Annotated in this window: 21 protein-coding genes; 14 read left to right on the top strand and 7 right to left on the bottom strand. The window is 39.7% G+C overall.

Annotation, left to right across the window (positions count from 1 at the left end; all coding sequences use genetic code 11):
* Positions 1-38: 38 nt before the first annotated feature.
* The 6 genes from lpxB (at position 39) to tilS (ending at position 8648) form a co-directional block, all read left to right on the top strand.
* On the top strand, positions 39-1196 hold the full coding sequence (lpxB, locus tag ACHB7C_RS17735; protein WP_042848975.1) for a lipid-A-disaccharide synthase: 1158 nt from the start codon (positions 39-41) through the stop codon (positions 1194-1196).
* A complete protein-coding gene (gene rnhB, locus ACHB7C_RS17730; RefSeq protein ID WP_042848974.1) occupies positions 1196-1789 on the top strand; it encodes a ribonuclease HII in 594 nt (197 codons plus the stop codon). The genes lpxB and rnhB overlap by 1 nt, the downstream gene beginning before the upstream one ends.
* Before the next feature lie 11 nt (positions 1790-1800).
* Positions 1801-5283: a DNA polymerase III subunit alpha gene (gene dnaE / locus ACHB7C_RS17725; protein WP_166687072.1), complete on the top strand. Its 3483-nt coding sequence runs from the start codon at positions 1801-1803 to the stop codon at positions 5281-5283.
* A gap of 12 nt (positions 5284-5295) precedes the next feature.
* Positions 5296-6255, top strand: coding sequence for an acetyl-CoA carboxylase carboxyl transferase subunit alpha (accA, locus tag ACHB7C_RS17720; protein WP_042848972.1), 960 nt, complete (start codon positions 5296-5298; stop codon positions 6253-6255).
* Positions 6256-6394: 139 nt separating this feature from the next.
* Entirely contained in the window at positions 6395-7285 is an 891-nt protein-coding gene (locus tag ACHB7C_RS17715) for a DMT family transporter (protein WP_042848971.1), read from the top strand.
* 13 nt (positions 7286-7298) lie between these two features.
* Positions 7299-8648 (top strand): tRNA lysidine(34) synthetase TilS, encoded by a 1350-nt coding sequence (tilS, locus tag ACHB7C_RS17710; RefSeq protein WP_395348070.1) that lies wholly within the window; start codon positions 7299-7301, stop codon positions 8646-8648.
* A gap of 63 nt (positions 8649-8711) precedes the next feature.
* Here the strand turns inward: tilS and rof are convergent, their stop codons facing one another.
* On the bottom strand, positions 8712-8975 hold the full coding sequence (rof, locus tag ACHB7C_RS17705; protein WP_042848970.1) for a Rho-binding antiterminator: 264 nt from the start codon (positions 8973-8975) through the stop codon (positions 8712-8714).
* A gap of 271 nt (positions 8976-9246) precedes the next feature.
* On the opposite strand from rof, the gene nlpE reads away from it, so the two are divergent.
* The 7 genes from nlpE to chbG all read left to right on the top strand — a co-directional run bounded on the left by nlpE (position 9247) and on the right by chbG (position 15588).
* Positions 9247-9903, top strand: coding sequence for an envelope stress response activation lipoprotein NlpE (gene nlpE, locus ACHB7C_RS17700; protein ID WP_048606323.1), 657 nt, complete (start codon positions 9247-9249; stop codon positions 9901-9903).
* A gap of 375 nt (positions 9904-10278) precedes the next feature.
* A complete protein-coding gene (locus ACHB7C_RS17695; protein WP_042848968.1) occupies positions 10279-10599 on the top strand; it encodes a PTS sugar transporter subunit IIB in 321 nt (106 codons plus the stop codon).
* A gap of 113 nt (positions 10600-10712) precedes the next feature.
* Entirely contained in the window at positions 10713-12071 is a 1359-nt protein-coding gene (gene chbC / locus ACHB7C_RS17690) for a PTS N,N'-diacetylchitobiose transporter subunit IIC (protein WP_042849009.1), read from the top strand.
* Between the two features lie 44 nt (positions 12072-12115).
* Positions 12116-12460: a PTS N,N'-diacetylchitobiose transporter subunit IIA gene (chbA, locus tag ACHB7C_RS17685; protein WP_048606324.1), complete on the top strand. Its 345-nt coding sequence runs from the start codon at positions 12116-12118 to the stop codon at positions 12458-12460.
* A gap of 10 nt (positions 12461-12470) precedes the next feature.
* Positions 12471-13337 carry a transcriptional regulator ChbR gene (chbR, locus tag ACHB7C_RS17680; protein ID WP_080750946.1) on the top strand — a complete coding sequence of 289 codons (867 nt, stop codon included), beginning with the start codon at positions 12471-12473 and terminating at the stop codon, positions 13335-13337.
* Between the two features lie 108 nt (positions 13338-13445).
* Positions 13446-14801, top strand: coding sequence for a 6-phospho-beta-glucosidase (locus ACHB7C_RS17675; RefSeq protein ID WP_042848966.1), 1356 nt, complete (start codon positions 13446-13448; stop codon positions 14799-14801).
* Positions 14802-14832: 31 nt separating this feature from the next.
* Positions 14833-15588, top strand: coding sequence for a chitin disaccharide deacetylase (gene chbG, locus ACHB7C_RS17670; protein WP_048606326.1), 756 nt, complete (start codon positions 14833-14835; stop codon positions 15586-15588).
* A 54-nt stretch (positions 15589-15642) separates the two neighbouring features.
* Here the strand turns inward: chbG and proS are convergent, their stop codons facing one another.
* The 6 genes from proS to metN form a co-directional block, all read right to left on the bottom strand.
* The gene (proS, locus tag ACHB7C_RS17665; RefSeq protein WP_048606330.1) at positions 15643-17373 is read right to left on the bottom strand and encodes a proline--tRNA ligase; all 1731 of its coding nucleotides are present in this window, start codon (positions 17371-17373) and stop codon (positions 15643-15645) included.
* Between the two features lie 99 nt (positions 17374-17472).
* Entirely contained in the window at positions 17473-18192 is a 720-nt protein-coding gene (tsaA, locus tag ACHB7C_RS17660; RefSeq protein ID WP_042848962.1) for a tRNA (N6-threonylcarbamoyladenosine(37)-N6)-methyltransferase TrmO, read from the bottom strand.
* A gap of 7 nt (positions 18193-18199) precedes the next feature.
* Entirely contained in the window at positions 18200-18601 is a 402-nt protein-coding gene (gene rcsF / locus ACHB7C_RS17655) for an Rcs stress response system protein RcsF (protein WP_042848961.1), read from the bottom strand.
* 127 nt (positions 18602-18728) lie between these two features.
* Entirely contained in the window at positions 18729-19550 is an 822-nt protein-coding gene (locus ACHB7C_RS17650; protein ID WP_048606331.1) for a MetQ/NlpA family lipoprotein, read from the bottom strand.
* A gap of 59 nt (positions 19551-19609) precedes the next feature.
* Entirely contained in the window at positions 19610-20263 is a 654-nt protein-coding gene (gene metI / locus ACHB7C_RS17645) for a methionine ABC transporter permease MetI (RefSeq protein ID WP_042848959.1), read from the bottom strand.
* Positions 20256-21287, bottom strand: a complete 1032-nt coding sequence (metN, locus tag ACHB7C_RS17640; protein WP_042848958.1) for a methionine ABC transporter ATP-binding protein MetN — start codon at positions 21285-21287, stop codon at positions 20256-20258. Before metN ends, metI begins: the two co-directional genes overlap by 8 nt.
* A gap of 171 nt (positions 21288-21458) precedes the next feature.
* On the opposite strand from metN, the gene gmhB reads away from it, so the two are divergent.
* Positions 21459-22025, top strand: a complete 567-nt coding sequence (gmhB, locus tag ACHB7C_RS17635; protein WP_395348063.1) for a D-glycero-beta-D-manno-heptose 1,7-bisphosphate 7-phosphatase — start codon at positions 21459-21461, stop codon at positions 22023-22025.
* Positions 22026-22201: the final 176 nt, after the last annotated feature.

Here is a 22201-nt window from a genome sequence, read left to right as displayed (position 1 = left end):
TTTGGGGTTAACGAGCTTAGGCCTTTATTAAGGAGCGAATTTCGGTGAATAGCAACCGTCCACTTACTATTGGCCTTGTTGCCGGAGAAACTTCTGGTGATATTCTTGGCGCTGGCCTTATACGAGCGCTTAAAGAGCAAGTCCCTAATGCACGTTTTGTCGGTGTTGCAGGGCCGCTTATGCAAGCTGAAGGTTGTGAAGCTTGGTATGAAATGGAAGAGCTTGCTGTGATGGGCGTGGTTGAAGTCCTTGGTCGTTTACCTCGCTTATTATCCATTCGTAAAGATTTAACTCAGCGTTTTACTCAGTTGCAACCTGACGTTTTTGTTGGTATTGATGCGCCTGATTTTAATATCACCTTAGAAGGTCGTTTAAAGTCAAAAGGGATCAAAACGATCCATTACGTAAGCCCGTCGGTTTGGGCATGGCGCCAAAAACGGGTATTTAAAATCGGTCGTTCCACTGATTTAGTATTAGCATTTTTACCATTTGAAAAAGCGTTTTACGATCGTTTCAATGTCCCTTGTCGCTTTATCGGTCATACAATGGCAGATGCAATCCCATTACATCCAGATAAGCACGCAGCTAGAGTTCGTCTAAATATCCCTGAAAGTGTAAAATGTTTAGCATTATTGCCGGGGAGTCGCCATTCAGAAGTGGAAATGCTCAGCGCAGACTTTCTCAATACAGCTAAAATTTTACAGCAGCGGTTTCCTGACTTGCATGTGGTCGTTCCGTTGGTGAATGAAAAACGCCGTCAGCAATTTGATGCTATCAAGCAAAGTACTGCGCCTGAATTACAGGTTCATATTCTTGATGGTCAAGCACGCGATGCAATGATAGCTGCAGATGCAACTTTATTAGCCTCTGGCACTGCTGCGCTTGAATGTATGCTGACAAAATGCCCAATGGTTGTGGGTTATCGTATGAAACCTTTTACTTTTTGGTTAGCAAAACGCTTAGTAAAAACACCCTATGTTTCTTTGCCTAACTTACTGGCCGAAAAAGAGATAGTAAAAGAATTACTACAAGAAGAGTGTCAACCTGAACAATTAGCACAACAGCTTATTCCATTATTAGATGGCGGAGAGCAGGTTGATAGCTTGAAACAAACCTTTTTGCAATTGCATCAACGTATTCGTTGTGATGCAGATAAACAAGCTGCTGAGGCAGTACTAGATTTGGTTAAAAATTAATGGAATTTATCTATCCAAAAGCCAATTTGATTGCTGGTGTGGATGAAGTAGGTCGTGGTCCATTAGTCGGGGCTGTGGTAACTGCTGCCGTGATCCTCGATCCTAACAATCCAATTATTGGTCTCGCTGATTCAAAAAAGCTCACGGAAAGAAAACGTGAAAAACTATTTGATGAAATCCAGGAAAAAGCGTTGTGTTGGTGCATTGGTCGTGCAGAACCTGAAGAAATTGATAAAATAAATATTCTGCATGCAACTATGTTAGCCATGCAACGTGCAGTCGCAGGGTTAGCAATTGTTCCTGAGTTTGTTTTGATCGATGGCAATCGTTGCCCTGAATTACCGATGCCAGCACAGGCGGTTGTCAAAGGGGATAGCCTTGTACAGGAAATTAGTGCCGCCTCTATATTGGCGAAGGTTATTAGAGATCGCGAAATGGTTGAACTAGATAAAACCTTCCCTGAATATGGCTTTGCTAAGCACAAAGGTTATCCTACGGCTTACCATTTAGAAAAATTAGCGCAATATGGCGCAACCGAATTCCATCGCAAAAGCTTTGCTCCAGTGAGACGAGCTTTAGATATAACACAGTAGGTAGAAATTCGATGGCATCTCCTCGTTTTATTCATTTGCGTGTCCATAGTGACTATTCCATGATTGATGGGTTAGCTAAAACGGGTCCATTAGTTAAAAAAGTGGCCGCTATGGGAATGCCCGCATTTGCAATCACAGACTTTACTAACCTTTGTGGGTTAGTTAGGTTCTATGGGGCTGCCCATAGTGCAGGGATTAAGCCAATTATTGGTGCAGATTTTTATGTTGAAAGTGAATTATTAGGCGATGAAATTTCACATTTAACTATTTTAGCGCGTAATAATGAAGGCTATCAGAACCTAACCTTGCTGATTTCTGAAGCCTATCAAAAAGGTTATGGGGCAATAGGCCCAACAATCCACCGTGATTGGTTAGCAAAACATAAAGAAGGCCTGATTTTACTTTCAGGTGGGCGCAAAGGAGATGTCGGTCAATTTCTTTTAAGAGGTAATCAGGCGCTTGTCGATGAATGTCTTGAATTTTATGAAACCCATTTCCCAGACAGTTATTATTTAGAGTTAATAAGAACTGGTCGACCGGATGAAGAAAGCTACTTACACGCAGCCGTTGAGCTAGCCACTAAAAAAGGCTTACCTGTTGTTGCTACCAATGACGTTTGTTTTATTGAAAGTAGTGATTTCGATGCTCACGAGATCCGAGTTGCCATCCATGATGGGTTTACACTTGTCGACCCTAAAAGGCCTAAAAATTATAGCCCTCAGCAATATTTACGTTCTGAAGAAGAGATGTGTGAGCTATTTGCTGACATCCCTGAAGCGTTAGAAAACAGTGTAGAGATTGCTAAGCGTTGTAACGTGACCATCCGTCTTGGTGAATATTTCTTACCACAATTCCCTACTGGGGATATGAAAACGGAAGATTTTCTGGTTTTACGCTCAAAAGAAGGGCTTGAAGAGCGCTTAGAATTTCTCTTTCCAGATGAAAAAGTTAGGGCAGAAAAGAGGCCCGAGTATGATGAGCGTTTAGATATTGAGCTAAACGTTATTAACCAAATGGGGTTTCCCGGTTACTTCTTGATCGTAATGGAATTTATCCAGTGGTCAAAAGATAATGGTGTCCCTGTAGGGCCGGGCAGGGGGTCAGGCGCGGGCTCACTTGTCGCTTATGCTTTAAAAATTACTGATCTTGACCCTTTGGAATTTGACTTACTGTTTGAGCGGTTTCTTAACCCTGAACGTGTTTCGATGCCAGACTTTGACGTCGATTTCTGTATGGAAAAACGTGACCAAGTGATTGAACACGTTGCTCATATGTATGGGCGCGATGCTGTTTCGCAAATCATCACTTTCGGTACGATGGCTGCAAAAGCGGTTATCCGAGATGTAGGGCGCGTGCTTGGTCACCCTTATGGTTTTGTTGACAGAATTTCGAAATTAGTGCCACCTGATCCAGGTATGACATTGGAAAAAGCTTTTGAAGCTGAACCCCAATTGCCAGAAATATACGAAGCTGATGAAGAAGTTAAAGCGCTTATTGATATGGCGCGTAAGCTTGAAGGTGTGACCCGAAACGCAGGGAAACATGCGGGTGGTGTCGTTATTGCCCCCACGAAAATTACTGATTTTGCGCCGCTGTATTGTGATGCAGAAGGAAATAACCCTGTTACTCAATTCGATAAAAACGATGTTGAATACGCAGGGTTAGTGAAGTTTGACTTCCTTGGTTTACGCACACTGACAATCATCAACTGGGCGTTGGAAATGATCAACGCACGTCGAGCCAAGAAAAATTTAGATCCGATTGATATCGCAGCGATCCCATTGCATGATCAAAAAAGCTTCGATATGTTACAACGCTCAGAAACCACGGCGGTATTCCAGTTAGAATCCCGTGGAATGAAAGATTTGATCAAGCGGTTACGTCCAGACTGTTTTGAGGATATGATCGCCTTAGTTGCTCTTTTTCGTCCCGGCCCTTTGCAATCAGGGATGGTAGATAACTTTATTGACCGTAAGCATGGTCGCGAAGAAATTTCTTACCCTGATGTACAGTGGCAACATGAGTCATTAAAACCTGTTCTAGAACCAACTTATGGCATTATTCTGTACCAAGAACAGGTTATGCAGATTGCGCAAGTTTTGGCTGGTTACACACTTGGCGGTGCAGATATGCTGCGTCGAGCTATGGGGAAAAAGAAACCAGAAGAGATGGCCAAGCAACGGTCCATTTTTGAAGAAGGCGCAATCAAAAATGGTGTTGACGGCGAGCTATCAATGAAAATCTTTGACTTGGTAGAGAAATTTGCCGGTTATGGGTTTAATAAATCTCACTCGGCTGCATATGCATTAGTTTCATATCAAACTTTATGGTTAAAAGCCCATTATCCAGCCGAATTTATGGCCGCAGTAATGACTGCTGATATGGATAATACAGAAAAAGTGGTTGGTTTAGTTGACGAATGTTGGCGAATGGGATTAAAAGTATTGCCACCGGATATCAATAGTGGGCTTTATCATTTCCATGTCAATGACGATGGTGAGATAGTTTACGGTATTGGCGCGATTAAAGGGGTTGGTGAAGGCCCGATTGAGGCGATTGTTGAAGCTCGTCAACAAGGTGGCTTCTTTAAAGAAATTTTTGATCTCTGTGCCCGTGTTGATATCAAAAAAATTAACCGACGGGTGATGGAAAAACTGATTATGGCGGGGGCCTTTGACCGATTAGGCCCTCATCGTGCGGCATTAATGTCTTCATTAGAAGATGCATTAAAAGCCGCCGATCAACATGCGAAAGCAGAAGCTATTGGCCAAGCTGATATGTTTGGCGTATTAGCGGACGCACCAGAGCAGGTGGAAAGTTCTTACGCTAGCGTACCGAAATGGCCCGAGCAAGTGGTTTTGGATGGTGAAAGGGAAACGCTTGGTTTATATTTAACAGGGCATCCAATAACACGATACTTGAGCGAAATAGAACGCTATACTAACGGTCTTAGATTAAAAGATGTGAACCCAACCCCTCGTGGTCAAGTGACAACTGTGGTAGGTTTAGTACTTTCAGCTAAAGTGATTACAACCAAGCGTGGTAATAGAATAGGTATTTGTACGCTTGATGATCGTTCCGGTCGTCTGGATATTATGCTATTTTCAGATGCACTCGATAAGTACCAGCACCTGCTGGAAAAAGACAATATCCTGATAGCCACCGGTCAGGTCAGCTTTGATGATTTCAATGGTGGTAATAAAATGACAGTGCGTGAGTTAATGGATATTGGTGAAGCAAGGGAAAAATATGCACGAGGGCTTGCAATTTCACTGTCAGACAAACAAATTAACGATCAATTACTGAATCGGCTTCGTAGTACTCTTGAACCTCACCGTTCAGGAACGATCCCGGTTCATTTGTATTACCAGAAGGATGATGCCAGAGCTAAGCTTAAATTTGGCGTTGTTTGGCGTGTGACACCCGTAGATCCCCTTCTGAACGATCTTCGAACTCTGCTGGGTAGTGAGCAGGTAGAATTAGAATTTGACTAAAATAGGAATATTATGAGTCTGGATTTTCTTGATTTTGAACAGCCAATTGCGGAATTAGAGGCGAAAATTGATTCTCTAACAGCGGTTAGCCGTCAAGATAACAACTTAGAAGTCAACCTAGATGAAGAGGTTGCTCGTTTACGTGAAAAGAGTGTTGAACTGACACGTAAAATTTTCTCTGATCTGGGTGCTTGGCAAATTGCTAAACTTGCTCGTCATCCACGTCGTCCTTATACTTTGGATTATATCCCGCGCATTTTTACCGATTTCCAAGAATTAGCGGGCGACCGTGCCTATGCGGATGATAAAGCTATTGTGGGCGGAATGGCACGTTTAGATGGTCGTCCAGTGATGATTATTGGTCACCAAAAAGGGCGTGAAACAAAAGAAAAAATCCGTCGTAATTTTGGTATGCCAGCTCCTGAGGGGTATCGCAAGGCTTTGCGTTTGATGGAATTGGCTGAACGCTTTAATCTACCGATTATTACATTCATTGATACTCCAGGCGCATACCCTGGTGTTGGTGCTGAAGAGCGCGGTCAATCAGAAGCTATTGCTCGTAACTTACGTGAGATGTCACGCCTCTCCGTTCCGGTTATTTGTACCGTTATTGGTGAAGGTGGTTCAGGTGGGGCACTGGCAATCGGTGTTGGCGATAAAGTCAACATGTTGCAATACAGTACTTATTCTGTTATTTCGCCGGAAGGCTGCGCATCCATTCTGTGGAAAAGCGCTGATAAAGCCCCATTAGCGGCTGAGGCGATGGGGATCACCGCACCTCGTCTGAAAGAATTGAAACTAATTGATAATGTTGTGGCTGAACCTTTAGGTGGTGCTCATCGTAATTATGATGAGATTGCAGAGCATTTAAAAGCTCGCCTCACTGAAGACCTTAACGAATTAGAGTTATTAGACGCGGAAGCGTTGAAAAACCGTCGTTACCAACGTTTAATGGAATACGGTTACTGCTAATTGCGAGTCGTTAATTAGTTAAAAAAACGGGAGTTTGCTTTTGCTTGCTCCCGTTTTTTATTTTCTAATATAACCGATAAGTTAAGGTCTAAATTGCCATTCGGTTATCTGCTAAGAAGAACAATAGATAGGAACTAAAGTGAGACAATATAATTACCTAATGTACGCTTTGGCTTGTGTATTGATATGGAGCTTTATTCCTATTGTTTCCCGTTTAGGGCAAGCTGGAATGGATAGTTTTCAGTTTCTATTTTGGTCTAATTTGATATCAGCAATATCTGTCGTGATTGTTGCTTTAGGTTCTGGCTATAAAGTGAGTAAGCTGTTTATTTTACCTAGAAACACGATAAAAAAAGTGTTTATTCTTGGTTTTTTGGATTGTTTGTTCTACTTACTATTGTATTACGGTTATTCCATCGAAAATGGAATTGCAGTCTTAGTTATTCAGTACAGTTGGCCATTAATTATTATTTTGCTGTCAGTGGTATTATTAAAGGATAAGTTAGCGGGTAGGCAAATAGTTGGCATTATTATTGGGTTTATTGCCGTGATAATTACCTTTACCAAGGGGCAAATTACTCAGCTGCATGTAGAAAACCCAACGGCGCTATTATTAGTCTTTAGTGGTGCTTTTTGTTTTGCGCTAATGTCCGTTTTTTCTCGGCAATATTCGATCGACCCTTATATCAGTACAGTATGGCTATTTATCTTCTCCACACTGACCTCGCTTGTGCTACTGCTACTGTTTAGCGAAGTACAGTTACCCTCAAAAGCTGCTTTTTGGCCAACACTGATTAATGGTATTTTAATCAACGGCGTTTCGTATATTCTATGGTTTAAAGCAATGAATACGGGCCATTCGGCAAAAATCGCCTCTGTCGTGTTTTTGTCCCCTGTACTATCGGTGCTGTGGTTGGTATTAATTTTAAGTGATCCGTTTGAAATCGCCTATATCATAGGGGTGTTGCTTGTGATCATTTCAGGTGTTTTATGTGTTGGTATAAAAGGGAAAGTCAGAAATCGTGAATAAGGGTAGGCTAATAGTGCAGCAATCAAATATCATCATTGAGCGTATTTTAAATAAAATACAGGGTTTTGAGCAGCTATTGGTGGGCTTTAGTGGCGGCATTGACTCAACGGTGTTATTGCATGCCCTTTTTCAAATTCGGCAAACTCACCTTCCTACATTGAGTATCCGCGCAATACATATTCATCATGGGCTAAACCATAAAGCGGATGCGTGGGAACAACATTGTGCTCAGTTATGCTCACAGTGGGATATCCCTTTTATTTGCCGACATGTGACGGTTGACTCCAGCCAAAAAGGGGTTGAAGCAGCCGCACGCGATGCGCGGTATCAAGCTTACCGTGAAGAGTTAATGGCAAATGAAATCCTAGTGACGGCACAGCATCTTGATGACCAAGCAGAAACATTTATGTTGGCGCTTAAGAGAGGCAGTGGCCCCGCAGGGTTATCATCTATGCCTGAATCGTTACCATTTCTTGCTTTGAGTGGGGCTACGTGGCTATTGCGCCCGTTACTTTCAACGCCACGTGTTGAGTTAGAAACTTACATGCAGGAAAACCAACTTGCGTGGGTTGAGGACGATAGTAACCAAGATGATCGCTATGATAGGAATTTTCTTCGTCTACATATCATGCCTGCATTAACAGAACGTTGGCCGCACTTTCCGCATGCTGTTGCTCGCAGCGCAGCTTTATGTGCTGAACAAGAAACGTTACTTGATGAATTATTGAAGGAAACGCTAGAAGGCATGATGGATTATCGAGGTGGGCTATTTATTGATGACCTACAAGATTGTTCATTATCAAAGCGTAATGCATTAATCCGCCGTTGGATAGGTTTGCATCAACTCCCGATGCCACCTTTTAACCAATTAGAACGGATTTGGCAAGAAGTTGCTTTAGCTCGACAAGATGCCGACCCAATTTGCCGATTAGGCCAATTTGAAGTTCGTCGGTACCAAGGGGCATTATGGGTTATTAAGCGTATTAATAGTTTAGCGAACAAGCAGTTTCAATGGCATTATCCAAAACCATTTGAATTGCCAGAATCTCTTGGTGTACTTCATGTTATGGCTGGGCAAGGGCAAATACGCCCTCCGTTGCCTCATGAAACAGCAACTATTCGCTTTGGGTTGCAAGGCACATTGAATATCGTGGGTCGCCATCGTTCAAGAAGTAGCAAAAAGCTATGGCAAGAACTGGGGGTTGCTCCGTGGATGCGTGAGCGAGTGCCTCTAGTTTATTATAATGACCAGCTTATCACGGCTGTAGGTTGTTTTATTACGCCTGAAGGGCTGGCTGATGAGACACAATTAGGGATAGCGATTGATTGGCAGCAAGGCAGTGTATTTAAGGCGCTGTTATAAAGAGAAACCCCTTATGACTGTGATTATCATAAGGGGGGATAGAAGGACTCAATAATGTGAGTATTAGTGAGAGTGGTCGACAACAATTGTGCCGATTTCTGGATGACTGAAGGAGTTTATGCAATCCAGTCGTAGTTCCTTGGTTCCTTCATGCGTTTCAACAATCAGGTACTCGACTTTTTTTCGCAGGAGCAAATCACTGGCCTGCCCTTCAATATTCTCGCCGTCATTAAGTTTTATCTGTAACTTTAATTGACGTTGGCATGCAATTTCTAGATATTCGTAATCATCACAATTGATAGGTTGATATTCAGTATCTGTAGACATATTCCCTCACCACTGTGTTAGTGGCGGTTATTGCCGCCTTGAACATGTTGTATCAAGCAAAAAAGCGCTTGCTACGATAATAGCACAGTAAATTTAATAACTATAATCGTAGCTAGAGGAAAAAGACAATTCTTATTCATTAAATTAATTCATAACGTATTTTATCAGTAATGTCCGAATTTTCTTATCCCTGCCGTTTTTTTAAGTTTTGAAATGTTATGATTGAGAAATCGGTTAACGAATAAAAATGTATGATTTTAAGGGTATTATAATGAAAAAATCACTAATGTTAGTATTAATGGCTGTTGGGGCTGTCACGTTAGCTGGCTGTCAGACAGTTGCAAAAAATACAGAATCATCACCAGTAGATAATGTTTACACAGGTGTACTACCTTGTGCAGACTGTTCTGGTATTGAAGCAACCTTATTAGTTAACCAAGATGGCAGCTATGTTGAGCAATTGATCTATTTAGGAACAAAGGATGGCGATAGTGCTTTCCATGATTCAGGTAAATGGGCTATTGAAGATAACAAATTACGTACAACTAACCCAAAAGGTGAGAATACTTATTTCTCTCAAGCTGCGGATGGGAAGTCGGTTACTTTACTTGATTTAGAAGGTAATCCGATTGAATCGCAAATGAATTATACGTTAGAGAAAGTTAAGCCAAGCAAAAAAATAGGTCAGTACCGTTATATGGCGGACGCTGCTGTGTTCACTGAATGTGAAAGTGGGCGCCAATATTCAGCATCAGGTATTGAATTAGAAAAAGCATATAGTGAAACAGGTGTTGATGGTGGAACACCGGTGTATGTTGAGTTAGAAGGTTATTATACTGTTCGTCCATCAATGGAAGATGGTCAATTTGATCCTGCATTAGTTCCTACAGGTAACATCAATTTCGATAAATCTGCTTCTTGTAACTAATCTTAGTACATCCATTTCTATTAAAGGCTCAATAGTTATATTGAGCCTTTTTCTTTTATTAACTATCTAAAATATCAGCCAAAATCCCTTCGATTTATCAATATATTCACCAGCCTTTGCTTTTTTGATATCAATATAACTTTTTTATTAACGCAAAATATTTGTATAAATGTGAGAGGGGTCATAACGATTAGTCAATGAGAGACAATTCTTGATGACATTGAAATATCGAAAACTAGGGGAAGTACGTATACTTCATTCAACTAGAAAGAATTTTTATTTTTAGTTTGTAGTGTTAGTAAATGCTGTAAGTCTGCAAAAAAACTTATAAATTACAGCGGTAATTAAAAGATAGAACGAATCTAAGGATAAGGAATGAAGAAAAAAAATATCTATTTATTTTGTTCTGCGGGGATGTCTACCTCACTGCTAGTTAACAAAATGAGGCAACAGGCAGAGAAATATGATGTACCAGTCAACATTGAAGCTTTCCCTGAAAGCTTAGCAGCAGAAAAAGGTGTCGATGCTGATTTGGTATTACTTGGGCCGCAAATTGCTTGGATGCAATCTGATATTCAAAAATTATTGCCGAACAAACCCGTTGAGGTGATTGACTCACTTTTGTACGGCAAGGTTGATGGATTAGGAGTGTTAAAAGCGGCCGTGGCAATTATTAAAAACCAAACAGCAGGTTAATATTAGAGCGCTACTAACTACCTCTATTACATAATAACTCCATCGATATTGGTGCTAATACGATCTTTAGCTAATTAAGAATGGAGCATACTCAAAAAATTGAGGGTATTTTTATGAGTCTTGTTATCACTTCGCTTGAAAAGGTACTCCTTCCATTCGCGGTTCGATTGGGAAAGCAGCCTCATGTTAATGCAATAAAGAATGGTTTTATTAGAATAATGCCTCTAACACTCGTTGGGGCTATGTTTGTACTAATTAATAATGTTTTTCTTAGTTTTGATACAGGGTCGTTTTTTTATTCTTTAGGTGTTCGATTAGAACCTTCAACAATCGAAACATTAAACGGTTTTAAAGTGATAGGGGGAAATGTTTATAATGGGACACTAGGTATTATGTCTCTAATGGCCCCTTTCTTTATTGCCATGGCATTAGCAGAAGAACGCAAAGTTGACCCGCTAGCCGCAGGGTTACTTGCTATAGCTTCTTTTATGACAGTAACACCTTATGATGTAAATGGTGCCTATGCCGTTGGGGCGAATTGGTTGGGTGGAGCAAATATCATTTCAGGGATTATTTTAGGGTTAGTCGTCGCTGAAATGTTCACTTTTATTGTCCGCCGTAATTGGGTCATCAAATTACCAGATAGCGTTCCGCCATCAGTTTCACGTTCGTTTTCTGCACTTATTCCTGGTTTTATTATCTTATCTATTATGGGAATAGTGTCATGGGCGCTAACGGGGATTAGCACTAATTTTCATCAAATTATCATGGATAGTGTTTCAACGCCTTTAGCATCGATGGGAAATGTGGTTGGATGGGCTTATGTGGTCTTTACGTCGCTGCTGTGGTTTTTTGGTATCCATGGTTCATTAGCATTAACGGCGCTAGATAGCGGTATTATGACGCCTTGGGCATTAGAAAACGTTTCTTTATATGCAGAGTATGGCTCAGTTGACGCAGCAATTGCAGCTGGTAAATCCTTCCATATGTGGGCGAAGCCTATGCTTGACTCCTATGTGTTTTTAGGTGGAACAGGGGCGACATTAGGTCTGATTATTGCAATTTTTATTGCTTCACGTCGTGCTGATCATCGCCAAGTTGCTAAGTTAGCTTTACCTGCAGGTATCTTCCAAATTAATGAGCCTATTATTTTTGGTTTACCGATCATTATGAATCCTGTGATGTTTATCCCCTTTATTTTGATTCAGCCATTATTGGCAGGAATAATGGTGGCAGCATATTCTTTAGGGATCATCCCACCGGTAACAAATATTGCTCCGTGGACGATGCCAACAGGTTTGGCTGCTTTCTTTAACACTAATGGAAGTATTGCTGCCTTATTACTTGCCTTATTCAACCTTGGTGTTGCTGTTCTTGTTTATCTACCGTTTGTGGTCATTTCGAATAAAGCCCAAAACACGATAGATGAAGAAGAAAGTGAAGAAGATATTGCGAATGCACTGAAGTTTTAAAATATGGAGGAGCTTGCTCCTCCCATTTAAGTCGAGATAAAAATATGTTTGAACTTGATGATATCCAAGAAGACGCAAGCAATGAACTAGAAGAAGTTGTCATGGGGTTAATTATTAATGCGGGGCAAGCTCGAAGTTTAGCCTACACCGCGCTGAAAAAAGCCAAAGCGGGTGATTTCGTGACAGCGAAAAATTTAATGGAGCAGTCTCATTCTTCATTAAATGAAGCTCATAAAGTACAAACTCAATTGATTGAAAGTGATATGGGAGAAGGGAGAATCAAAGTGAGTTTAGTTCTTGTTCATGCTCAAGATCACTTAATGAATGCTATGTTAGCCCGTGAATTAATTACAGAATTAATTGAGTTACATGAAAAAATAAATCATTAGAGAGAGGCTCATGATGCAGACACTGATGAATAGAACCGACACTAATGCTGAGATTAAACTGGTTCAAGAAAGTGAACTTTTTAATAATAAAACCTTTCATGTCTTTATTTATAATAAAGTTGAGAGTGCAAGTGGACTGCATCAACACGATTATTATGAATATATGATTGTTCTAACTGGTCGTTGTTATCAAATTATAAATGGAAAAAAAGTTTTATTAGAGCGTGGGGATTTTGTATTTCTACCAATTGGCTCCTACCATGAAAGTGCTTATGACTTTGGTCCTACACGGATATTAAATGTCGGAATTAGCAAAGCATTTTTCGATAAGCATTATCTGCCATTGTTACCAAATTGCTTTGTTGCATCACAAAGCTACCAATTAAAAAATGAATTTATGGCTTATATCGAATCGGTAATCGCATCATTGAACTTCCGCGATAGTGAATTTAATGAATTTATTGAATTAGTTACATTTAACGTAGTTAATCGGTTACGCCATTTTCGTGAGAAAAGTATGCGGGATGATGCCCCCCAATGGTTAAAAAGTACATTGGAAGAAATGCATGATATCGCGATGTTTAGTGAAAGTGCGTTGCAAAATATGATAACAATTACTGGCAAATCACAAGAGTATTTAACTCGCGCAACAAAACGATATTATGGCAAAACGCCGATGCAAATTATTAATGATATAAGAATTAATTTTGCTAAAAAACAGCTTGAAATAACTAATTATTCAATTACCGATATTGCATTTGAATCAGGGTATAGTAGCCCCAGTTTATTTGTGAAAAAATTTAAAGAGTTAACATCATTAACACCAAGTGATTATAGAAAAAATCTATTTAGTGTTGAGCAAAAAATGGTGGGTTAATTTTTTATTTAAGTTAATTTTTCTTTTAAGAAAACTCAAGCATAACCATCTTTTGATAAAGATGGTGTGCTTTTCTATATTCATTTTATAAGGTTCAATGAGGTTAATATGACTCAGAAATTAAAAGTTGTCACTATTGGCGGTGGTAGTAGCTATACACCTGAATTGTTGGAAGGTTTTATTAAGCGGTATCACGAATTACCTATTACGGAATTATGGTTAGTTGATGTTGAAGAAGGGAAAGAAAAGTTAGATATTATTTTTAACTTATGTGAGCGTATGGTTAAACATGCAGGAGTCCCTTTAAAATTATATAAAACATTAGATCGAAGAGAAGCATTAATAGATGCTGATTTTGTTACGACTCAATTAAGGGTTGGTCAATTAAAAGCGCGTGAGCTGGATGAGTCAATTCCGTTAAAACATGGTTATTTAGGGCAAGAAACTAACGGTGCTGGTGGGTTATTTAAAGGGTTACGTACCATTCCTGTTATTTTCGATATTATTAAAGATGTTGAAGAGATTTGCCCAAATGCATGGGTGATTAATTTTACCAACCCAGCAGGTATGGTGACAGAAGCAGTATATCGTCATACTGATTTTAAACGCTTCATTGGTGTCTGTAATATTCCAATCGGTATGAAAATGTTTATTACAGATGTTTTGCAACTATCTGAAAAAGATGAGTTATCAATAGATCTATTTGGTTTAAACCATATGGTTTTTATCAAAGATGTTATTGTAAATGGTGTATCACGCTTTGATGAACTATTAGAAGGAATTGCCGCAGGGACATTAAGCGCAAATTCAGTAAAAAACATTACTGACCTAGCCTTTGAAGAAGGGTTAATTAGAGGCTTAAATCTAATCCCTTGCTCGTATTTATTATACTATTTTAAACCTAAAGAAATGTTAGCAATAGAGCTTGGCGAGTATTATAAAGGTGGGGCTCGAGCACAAATTGTGCAAAAAGTTGAGCATCAACTTTTCGAACTTTATAAAAACCCATCCCTCGATGTTAAACCTAAGGAATTAGAGCTGCGGGGGGGAGCATATTATTCGGATGCTGCCTGTGAAGTGATAAATGCAATCTACAATGATAAAAAGACAGAGCACTATGTAAATATCCCACACCATGGCCATATTGATAATATTCCAAGCGATTGGACTGTAGAAATGACCTGTATACTTGGACGTGATGGTGCTATGCCTCATCCAAGAATTACGCATTTCGATGATAAGGTACTAGGGTTAATTTATACATTGAAAAACTTTGAAATAGCAACAAGTAGAGCTGCAACCAATGGTGATTTTAATGATGTCTTATTGGCTATGAATCTAAATCCATTAATTCACTCTGATAAAGATGCTCGTTTAATTTCAAAAGAATTGTTAATTGCTCATAAAAAATACCTGCCTAACTTTGATGAAGTGATAAAAAAATTAGAGCAGGAAAGTAAATAGGGCGATTATATACAGGGTTAAGGGAAATACTATGTCTTCATTACTTATTGTTAATGCTGATGATTTTGGATTATGTCGCGCTGTAAACTATGGGATCATTGAATCCCATCGAAATGGAGTTGTTCATTCAACTACGGCTATGATGAATATGCCTGCGATATCGGATGCCGCAAAATTAAGTCATGATTACCCTAATTTAGCGGTAGGTATGCATTTTGTTTTGACCGCGGGCAAACCTTTTTCATCGATGCCATCTTTGTGTCGTGATGGTTTGCTTGGTAAATGGTTGTGGGATATAGACACAAATGAATTGCCATTAAATGAAATTGAAGAAGAGCTAAATCAGCAATACCAGAAATTTATTGAGGTTTTCGGTCGAAAGCCTAGTCACATAGATAGCCATCACCATGTGCATATGATAGAAGGGGTCTTTCCTATCATTGTTAACTTTGCACAGGAAAAAGGTATTGCATTGCGAGTTGATCGTCAATTAGAAAAAAATTGGCCGCCTTTGTCATATCAAGTTGCTAGCACTGATTCTTTTAGTAGTGAGTTTTATGGTGATAAAATTAGTGAGTCATTATTTTTGCAGATTTTAGACGAAGCGAAACTACATGGAAATCGCTCCATTGAGATAATGAGTCATCCTGCATTTATTGATAATGCTTTATTAAAAAGCAATTATGCCTATCCACGGTTGAATGAATTAGAAGTGCTGACCTCAGAGAATTTAAAGATGCGGATCTTAGAGCGTGGCTTTAAAATTGGTTCATATCGAGATATTTAAAAAAAGCCCCCTATAGTTGGAGAACCAATGGCTGGGGGCTTTTTATTGTTTTGGTTATTTAACTAAACGAGCTGCTAACTTTTCTTTTAAGAAGCTAACCACATTGTCTAGACCAACCAAGTCTTTGTCATCACTGCGACGAGATTTGTATTCAACTTGGTTATTGTCTAAATTACGATCACCAATAACAATGGTGTATGGCACACCAATTAATTCCATATCGGCAAACATCACACCAGGGCGCTCTTTACGGTCATCAAAAATAACATCAATACCGTTGGCTTTTAAATCAGCATACAGTTTTTCTGCAACTTCTTTAACGCGGTAAGATTTATGCATATTCATTGGCAAAATTGCAACTTGGAATGGTGCAATCGCATCCGGCCAAATGATCCCACGCTCATCGTGGCTTTGTTCAATAGCTGCTGCAACGATACGAGTTACACCAATACCATAACAACCCATTGTCACGATTTGATTATGGCCTTCTTCATTTTGGACAGAAGCTTTCATCGCTTCAGAGTATTTAGTCCCTAATTGGAAAATATGACCGACCTCGATACCACGTTTAATTTGTAGCACCCCTTTACCATCTGGGCTTGGGTCACCATTAACGACATTACGCAGATCAAAAGTGTCAGGAGTCGGTAGATCACGTTCCCAGTTAATACCAAAATAGTGTTTACCATCAATATTCGCACCCGCGCCAAAGTCGCTCATTATTGCAACACTACGGTCGATAACGATAGGTAATGGCATATTAACAGGGCCTAAAGAACCCGGACCTGCATTTACCGCATTTCTAATTTCTTCTTCAGAAGCAAACTCTAGTGGGCTCGCAACTAAAGGGTGTTTTTCCGCTTTAATTTCATTAAGCTCATGATCACCACGGATTAACAACGCGACCAATGTATGACCAGAATCTTTTTTGGCGTGAACAATTAATGTTTTAACTGTCTTTTCAATAGGTAAATGGAATTGTTCGACCAACTCAGCAATAGTTTTTGCATTTGGAGTATCGACTAAACGCATTTCTTCTGTTGCTGCTCCACGTGGTGCCGTAGGTGCAACTGCTTCAGCAAATTCAATGTTTGCAGCAAAATCAGATTCCGTTGAGAAAACAACGTCGTCTTCACCACTTTTCGCAAGTACTTGGAATTCGTGAGAAGCGCTACCACCAATTGAGCCGGTATCCGCTTGGACTGCACGGAAGTCAAAGCCAATGCGAGTGAAAATTTTGCTATACGCTTCGTACATCGCATCATAAGTTTCTTGTAACGATTCTTGATTGATGTGGAACGAATATGCATCTTTCATGATAAATTCACGTGAACGCATGACACCAAAGCGTGGGCGAACTTCGTCACGGAATTTAGTTTGAATTTGGAATAAATTCAAAGGCAGTTGTTTATAAGAGGTGATTTCATTACGTATTAAATCAGTAATGACTTCTTCATGAGTTGGGCCTAGAACGAAAGGCCGTTCACCACGGTCAACAAAACGTAGCAATTCAGGACCATACTGTTCCCAACGCCCACTTTCTTGCCATAAATCTGCCGGTTGAACTACGGGTAAAGATACCTCGATAGCACCTGCATTTTCCATTTCTTCACGAACAATGGTTTCTACTTTTCGTAGTACACGCACGCCAGTGGGTAACCAGTCATACAGACCAGAAGCAAGTTTACGGATCATTCCTGCACGCAGCATCAGCTGATGGCTGATAACTTCTGCATCCGCAGGGGTCTCTTTTAGAGTTGAGAGCAGATATTTGCTAGTACGCATTGTATAGGTTCCATTAGAACAACAAATTATGATAAGTCGTTTGCTTACCAAGGTATATAGAGAGCTAGTCTACCAGTGACTGACATTTGCCAAAAGGGGTTAACGCGTTTTTTCATACGGTTCAATAGCGAATACTTCAGTCACACCACGAATTACTCGCCAGCGAATATTAAAATCTAATAAATGGACAGCGTAGTCACGAATTTCAGTAGATTGTTTTTTATAAGCAGGACGAGGGTCTTGCATTAGTACTTGTTCAATAAATTGCTTCAATTTAGGGTATTGTCTTTGATAGAGATTTAATTCCTGTTGGGCTTGTACAGTAAATATAACCTGCATATCGTCTGTAGGCGCCTCTTGTGCGTATCCTGCAATGGCTTCTGGTAACGCTTCAGCGAAGGGCAAATAAGGCTTAATATCAATCACTGGCGTACCATCAAGTAAATCAAGGCTACCTAGGTCAAGGATAACTTGATTATCTTTTTCCGTTATCCCTTTTAATTCAACAAGTGACATACCGATAGGGTTTGGTCTAAAAGTTGAACGCGTCGCAAAAACCCCCATTTTCTGGTTGCCACCAAGGCGCGGCGGACGAACTAAAGGCTTCCAACCGCCTTCCATCGTTTGATGAAAAATAAATAAAACCCAAATATGGCTAAATTGCTTGAGCCCTCGAACAGTGTTTGGGTCATTATAAGGCGGGTGTAAATGTAGGCGTCCTACACCGCCTAGAACGAGTCCAGGCTGGCGCGGGATGGCAAACTTTTCTTTATAAGGTGATTCAATATGGCCAATAACATTAAATTGAAAAGATTGCATTGATTTATTATTCAACAATTTGTAATGCACTGCCTTCACAAATGGTTGCCTGATAACAGCCCGGTGAGGTCATTGTTTGGCATTGATGTAAAAGCACTGCATCGGCGGCAATATAAGCAGCTTGGGTTAACATGCTGTTTTTTGCTGTGTTTAGATTTGCCGGAGGGCTTTGAACACTTTCACGGCAAGATTCCCCAGAAACAACACCTAAGTCTTTGAAAGGCATGCCTAACAGCTCTTCAGGGCTATTCATTAATTTGACATTTGCGGTGTCTGGTTCTGTGACACGAGGTACAGGTTTAGACAATTTCATACTAGTGAAACCTTTGTTTTGCCCTGGACTTGTGTATTGGTTAATTCCACACCCGGCTAGCGTAAAAGCCACCAAGGTGAGCAATAACAGTCTCATAAGTTATACCTTTCTTATATGGTTACTAAAATTAAGTTGCTATGTTTTGTAGTCTATAAATTGCAAAAAATACTAGATGGCATTACGCCACCTAGTATTTTAATCGTTTTTTTAATAATAAAAAAGATTACCAGCCTTTAACTGCACCACCATCAAAGACTTCATTAGCTTTGTTAGATACTTCATCCGATTGATATGCTTGGATAAATTTCTTCACATTTTCGCTATCTTTATTATCTTCACGGGCAACAATAACATTCACATATGGAGAATCTTTGTCTTCAACGAATAAACCATCTTTTGCTGGTGTTAATTTTGGTGTTGCGCTACTTGCCCAAGTGGTATTGATAATGGCTAGAGCAATTTTTTGGTCATCCAAAGCTCGTGGTAATTGAGGTGCTTCTAATTCAACAAATTTCAGGTTTTTTGGGTTCTCAACCACATCCAGAACAGTAGGCATTAAACCTGTGCCCTCTTTTAATTTGATCAAACCTTGCTGTTGTAACAATAGTAGAGAGCGGCCTAAGTTAGTCGGGTCATTAGGTAGCGCAATTTGTGAACCATCGGCTAATTCATCAACTGATTTAATTTTTTTAGAATAAGCTGCAATTGGGTAAATAAAAGTATTGCCCACAGGAACTAATTTATAGTTACGATCTTTAATTTGTTGATCAAGGTACGGTTTGTGTTGAAATGCGTTAGCATCAATATCGCCTTTGCTTAATGCTTCATTAGGTAAAACGAAGTCATTAAATGAAACTAATTCAACATTTAAGCCATACTTTTCTTTAGCAACTTTTTGTGCAACCTCAGCAACTTCTAATTCTTTGCCCATGATCACACCAACTTTAATGCTGTTGGCATCTTTTTCTTTCTCACCACAACCTGTGAGAACTAGAGTGCCTAATAGCGCGCCGACAACTGCGATAGATTTTAATTTAATAGACATTGATATACCCCTTTAAAACGGACTTTATAAGCACCCTAACGGCGCAGCTATTTTACTTACTATCGATGTGATACTTTTTTCATTAAGTATTCACCAGTGTATTGAATGATGAAAACTAAAATGATTAACAAAACAAGTACGGTATTCATCACTAATGGATTGTAGGTGTAATACCCATATTGCATTGCAATTTGCCCTAAACCACCAGAACCCACAGCACCGCCCATTGCTGAGTAGCCGACTAACATAATTAATGTGATAGTTGCTGCGTTGATAATCCCCGGTAATGATTCAGGTAACAATATTTTACGAATAATCTGTAGCGGTGTTGCCCCCATAGCCCTTGAAGCTTCAATCAAACCACTTGGTACTTCTAATAATGTATTTTCAACCATACGAGCAATAAAGGGAATTGCGCCAACTGTCAATGGAACAATAGCGCCTTCAATACCAATGGCCGAACCAACCAAGAATTTAGTGAATGGGCTAATCCATACTAATAGAATGATAAACGGGATTGAACGAAATACGTTCACTACCGCTGAAATTACACTATAAAGAGCTGTATTTTCCATCACTTGCCCACGGCGAGTGACATAAAGTAAAACACCTGTCGGTACACCTAATAAAAAACCGAGGATCGCTGATACGAAAGTCATAATGATAGTATCAATCGTTCCTGTTATAAGTAGTGAAATCATTCCCTCAGACATAACCCAAAACCTCTACTTTGACATGGTGTTCTTTTAAAAATGTAATTGTGGACTCTACTCCACCATTGATGCCATGTAGTTCAGCTAACATTACACCAAACTTAACGCCGCCTGCGTAGTCGATTTGGGAGCTCAATATATTAATATCTATATCGAACTTGCGTACAGCCATGGAAATTAAAGGAGCATCAACAGATTGCCCTGTAAATTCTAATTTCACTAATGGCGATAAATCACTGCCTGATTCAGCTTTTAAACGAGCTTTATAGTCATCTGGAATATCAATCACTAATGTTGACTGAATAAATGCTTGGGCAACCGGTGTTTTCGGATGAGAAAACACTTCACTGACTTTATCTTTCTCGATTAACTGACCACCGCTGATGACTGCAACTTGGTCACAGATGCGTTTTACCACATCCATTTCATGGGTAATTAATAAGATAGTTAATCCTAAACGACGATTAATATCCTTTAATAACTCAAGGATAGAGCGTGTTGTCGCAGGGTCTAATGCACTGGTCGCTTCATCACACAATAGAACTTTGGGTGAGTTTGCTAAGGCTCGCGCAATAGCAACGCGTTGTTTTTGCCCTCCAGAAAGATTAGCAGGATAACTATCTTTCTTGTCGGTTAAACCAACCAGTTCGAGTAATTCATTAACGCGCTCATTAATTTTTTCCTTAGGCGTATTATCAAGCTCTAAAGGAAGCGCCACATTATCAAAAACAGTACGTGAAGATAATAAGTTAAAATGTTGGAAAATCATGCCGATGCCACGGCGTGCTCTCGTCAACGTTTTTTCTGTCATTGCTGTTAAATCTTGCCCATCAACGACGACTTGGCCTGAAGTAGGGCGTTCGAGCATGTTTACGCAACGTATAAGTGTACTTTTACCTGCACCTGATGCGCCTATTACGCCATATATCTGACCAGCAGGAACATGCAAGCTAATGTCAGTCAGCGCTTGAATGTTACGGTTTCCTTGCTGGAAAACCTTATTAATATTTGAGAGCTTTATCATTTATATTTTCTAACTTTTATCTGAATTGTTTTTTTAGATAGTGTATCTAATATTGTTGGATGTTAAGGCGTCTAGACGTCTAAGTCAATAAAGATTGTTCTATTTATTCTATTCTCATTTCTTTTCTTTTCATGAGATACTAAAAAGATATTAAATTTGAGGAGCAAATCGGTGAGTAACGGGACCCCCGCAGTCTTTTTAGACAGAGATGGAACAATCAATATCGATCATGGCTATGTTCATAAAATCGATGACTTTGAATTTATCGAAGGCTCGATTGAAGCGATGTTAGAATTAAAAAAAATGGGTTATGCATTAGTCATTGTAACTAATCAATCTGGCATAGGCCGTGGTATTTATACCGAGGACCAGTTTATGCAGCTAACAGAGTGGATGGATTGGTCGTTAGCCGACCGCGGTGTTGACTTAGATGGTATCTATTTTTGTCCTCATCATATCGAAGCGGAAATTGAAGAGTATCGCCAAGACTGCAACTGCCGCAAACCAAAGCCAGGGATGTTACAAGATGCGCAATCATTCTTAAATATAGATATGGCTGCTTCTATTATGGTTGGCGACAAACTCGCGGATATGCTAGCGGGAAAAGCGGCTAAAGTTGGTACCACTGTGTTAGTGAAAAGTGGTGAGCAGGTCACTGATGAGGCTATGGAGAATGCAGATATTGTCATTAATAGTATTGCTGAGTTACCAGAAGCCCTAAAAAGAATCAAAAAATAGTCGTTTTGAGTGATAAGTAAGCAGTCAGAAAAAAAATGCAAAAAAAGGGTTGCCAGATTTTTCTGACTCCCTATAATGCGCCACCACTGACCGGGAACAAGACAACGCAAAGCGCGATGAACACTGAAACGGCAGCGAGAGATTCTGAAAAGAAAAAGCAAAAAATTGCTTGACTC

Origin of the sequence: Providencia sp. 2024EL-00732, assembly GCF_044006275.1 — a bacterium.
Lineage (GTDB): Bacteria > Pseudomonadota > Gammaproteobacteria > Enterobacterales > Enterobacteriaceae > Providencia > Providencia huashanensis.
Note: the sequence above shows the minus strand (reverse complement) of the source record. Positions and strands in the feature narration are given on the sequence as shown.

What these genes read in the sequence shown, in the direction of transcription:
- rnhB (WP_042848974.1), top strand. Translation starts at nt 1,196, where the DNA reads ATGGAATTTATCTATCCAAAAGCCAATTTGATTGCTGGTGTGGATGAA.
- dnaE (WP_166687072.1), top strand. Translation starts at nt 1,801, where the DNA reads ATGGCATCTCCTCGTTTTATTCATTTGCGTGTCCATAGTGACTATTCC.
- accA (WP_042848972.1), top strand. Translation starts at nt 5,296, where the DNA reads ATGAGTCTGGATTTTCTTGATTTTGAACAGCCAATTGCGGAATTAGAG.
- rof (WP_042848970.1), bottom strand. Translation starts at nt 8,975, where the DNA reads ATGTCTACAGATACTGAATATCAACCTATCAATTGTGATGATTACGAA.
- nlpE (WP_048606323.1), top strand. Translation starts at nt 9,247, where the DNA reads ATGAAAAAATCACTAATGTTAGTATTAATGGCTGTTGGGGCTGTCACG.
- ACHB7C_RS17695 (WP_042848968.1), top strand. Translation starts at nt 10,279, where the DNA reads ATGAAGAAAAAAAATATCTATTTATTTTGTTCTGCGGGGATGTCTACC.
- chbC (WP_042849009.1), top strand. Translation starts at nt 10,713, where the DNA reads ATGAGTCTTGTTATCACTTCGCTTGAAAAGGTACTCCTTCCATTCGCG.
- chbA (WP_048606324.1), top strand. Translation starts at nt 12,116, where the DNA reads ATGTTTGAACTTGATGATATCCAAGAAGACGCAAGCAATGAACTAGAA.
- chbR (WP_080750946.1), top strand. Translation starts at nt 12,471, where the DNA reads ATGATGCAGACACTGATGAATAGAACCGACACTAATGCTGAGATTAAA.
- ACHB7C_RS17675 (WP_042848966.1), top strand. Translation starts at nt 13,446, where the DNA reads ATGACTCAGAAATTAAAAGTTGTCACTATTGGCGGTGGTAGTAGCTAT.
- chbG (WP_048606326.1), top strand. Translation starts at nt 14,833, where the DNA reads ATGTCTTCATTACTTATTGTTAATGCTGATGATTTTGGATTATGTCGC.
- proS (WP_048606330.1), bottom strand. Translation starts at nt 17,373, where the DNA reads ATGCGTACTAGCAAATATCTGCTCTCAACTCTAAAAGAGACCCCTGCG.
- tsaA (WP_042848962.1), bottom strand. Translation starts at nt 18,192, where the DNA reads ATGCAATCTTTTCAATTTAATGTTATTGGCCATATTGAATCACCTTAT.
- rcsF (WP_042848961.1), bottom strand. Translation starts at nt 18,601, where the DNA reads ATGAGACTGTTATTGCTCACCTTGGTGGCTTTTACGCTAGCCGGGTGT.
- ACHB7C_RS17650 (WP_048606331.1), bottom strand. Translation starts at nt 19,550, where the DNA reads ATGTCTATTAAATTAAAATCTATCGCAGTTGTCGGCGCGCTATTAGGC.
- metI (WP_042848959.1), bottom strand. Translation starts at nt 20,263, where the DNA reads ATGTCTGAGGGAATGATTTCACTACTTATAACAGGAACGATTGATACT.
- metN (WP_042848958.1), bottom strand. Translation starts at nt 21,287, where the DNA reads ATGATAAAGCTCTCAAATATTAATAAGGTTTTCCAGCAAGGAAACCGT.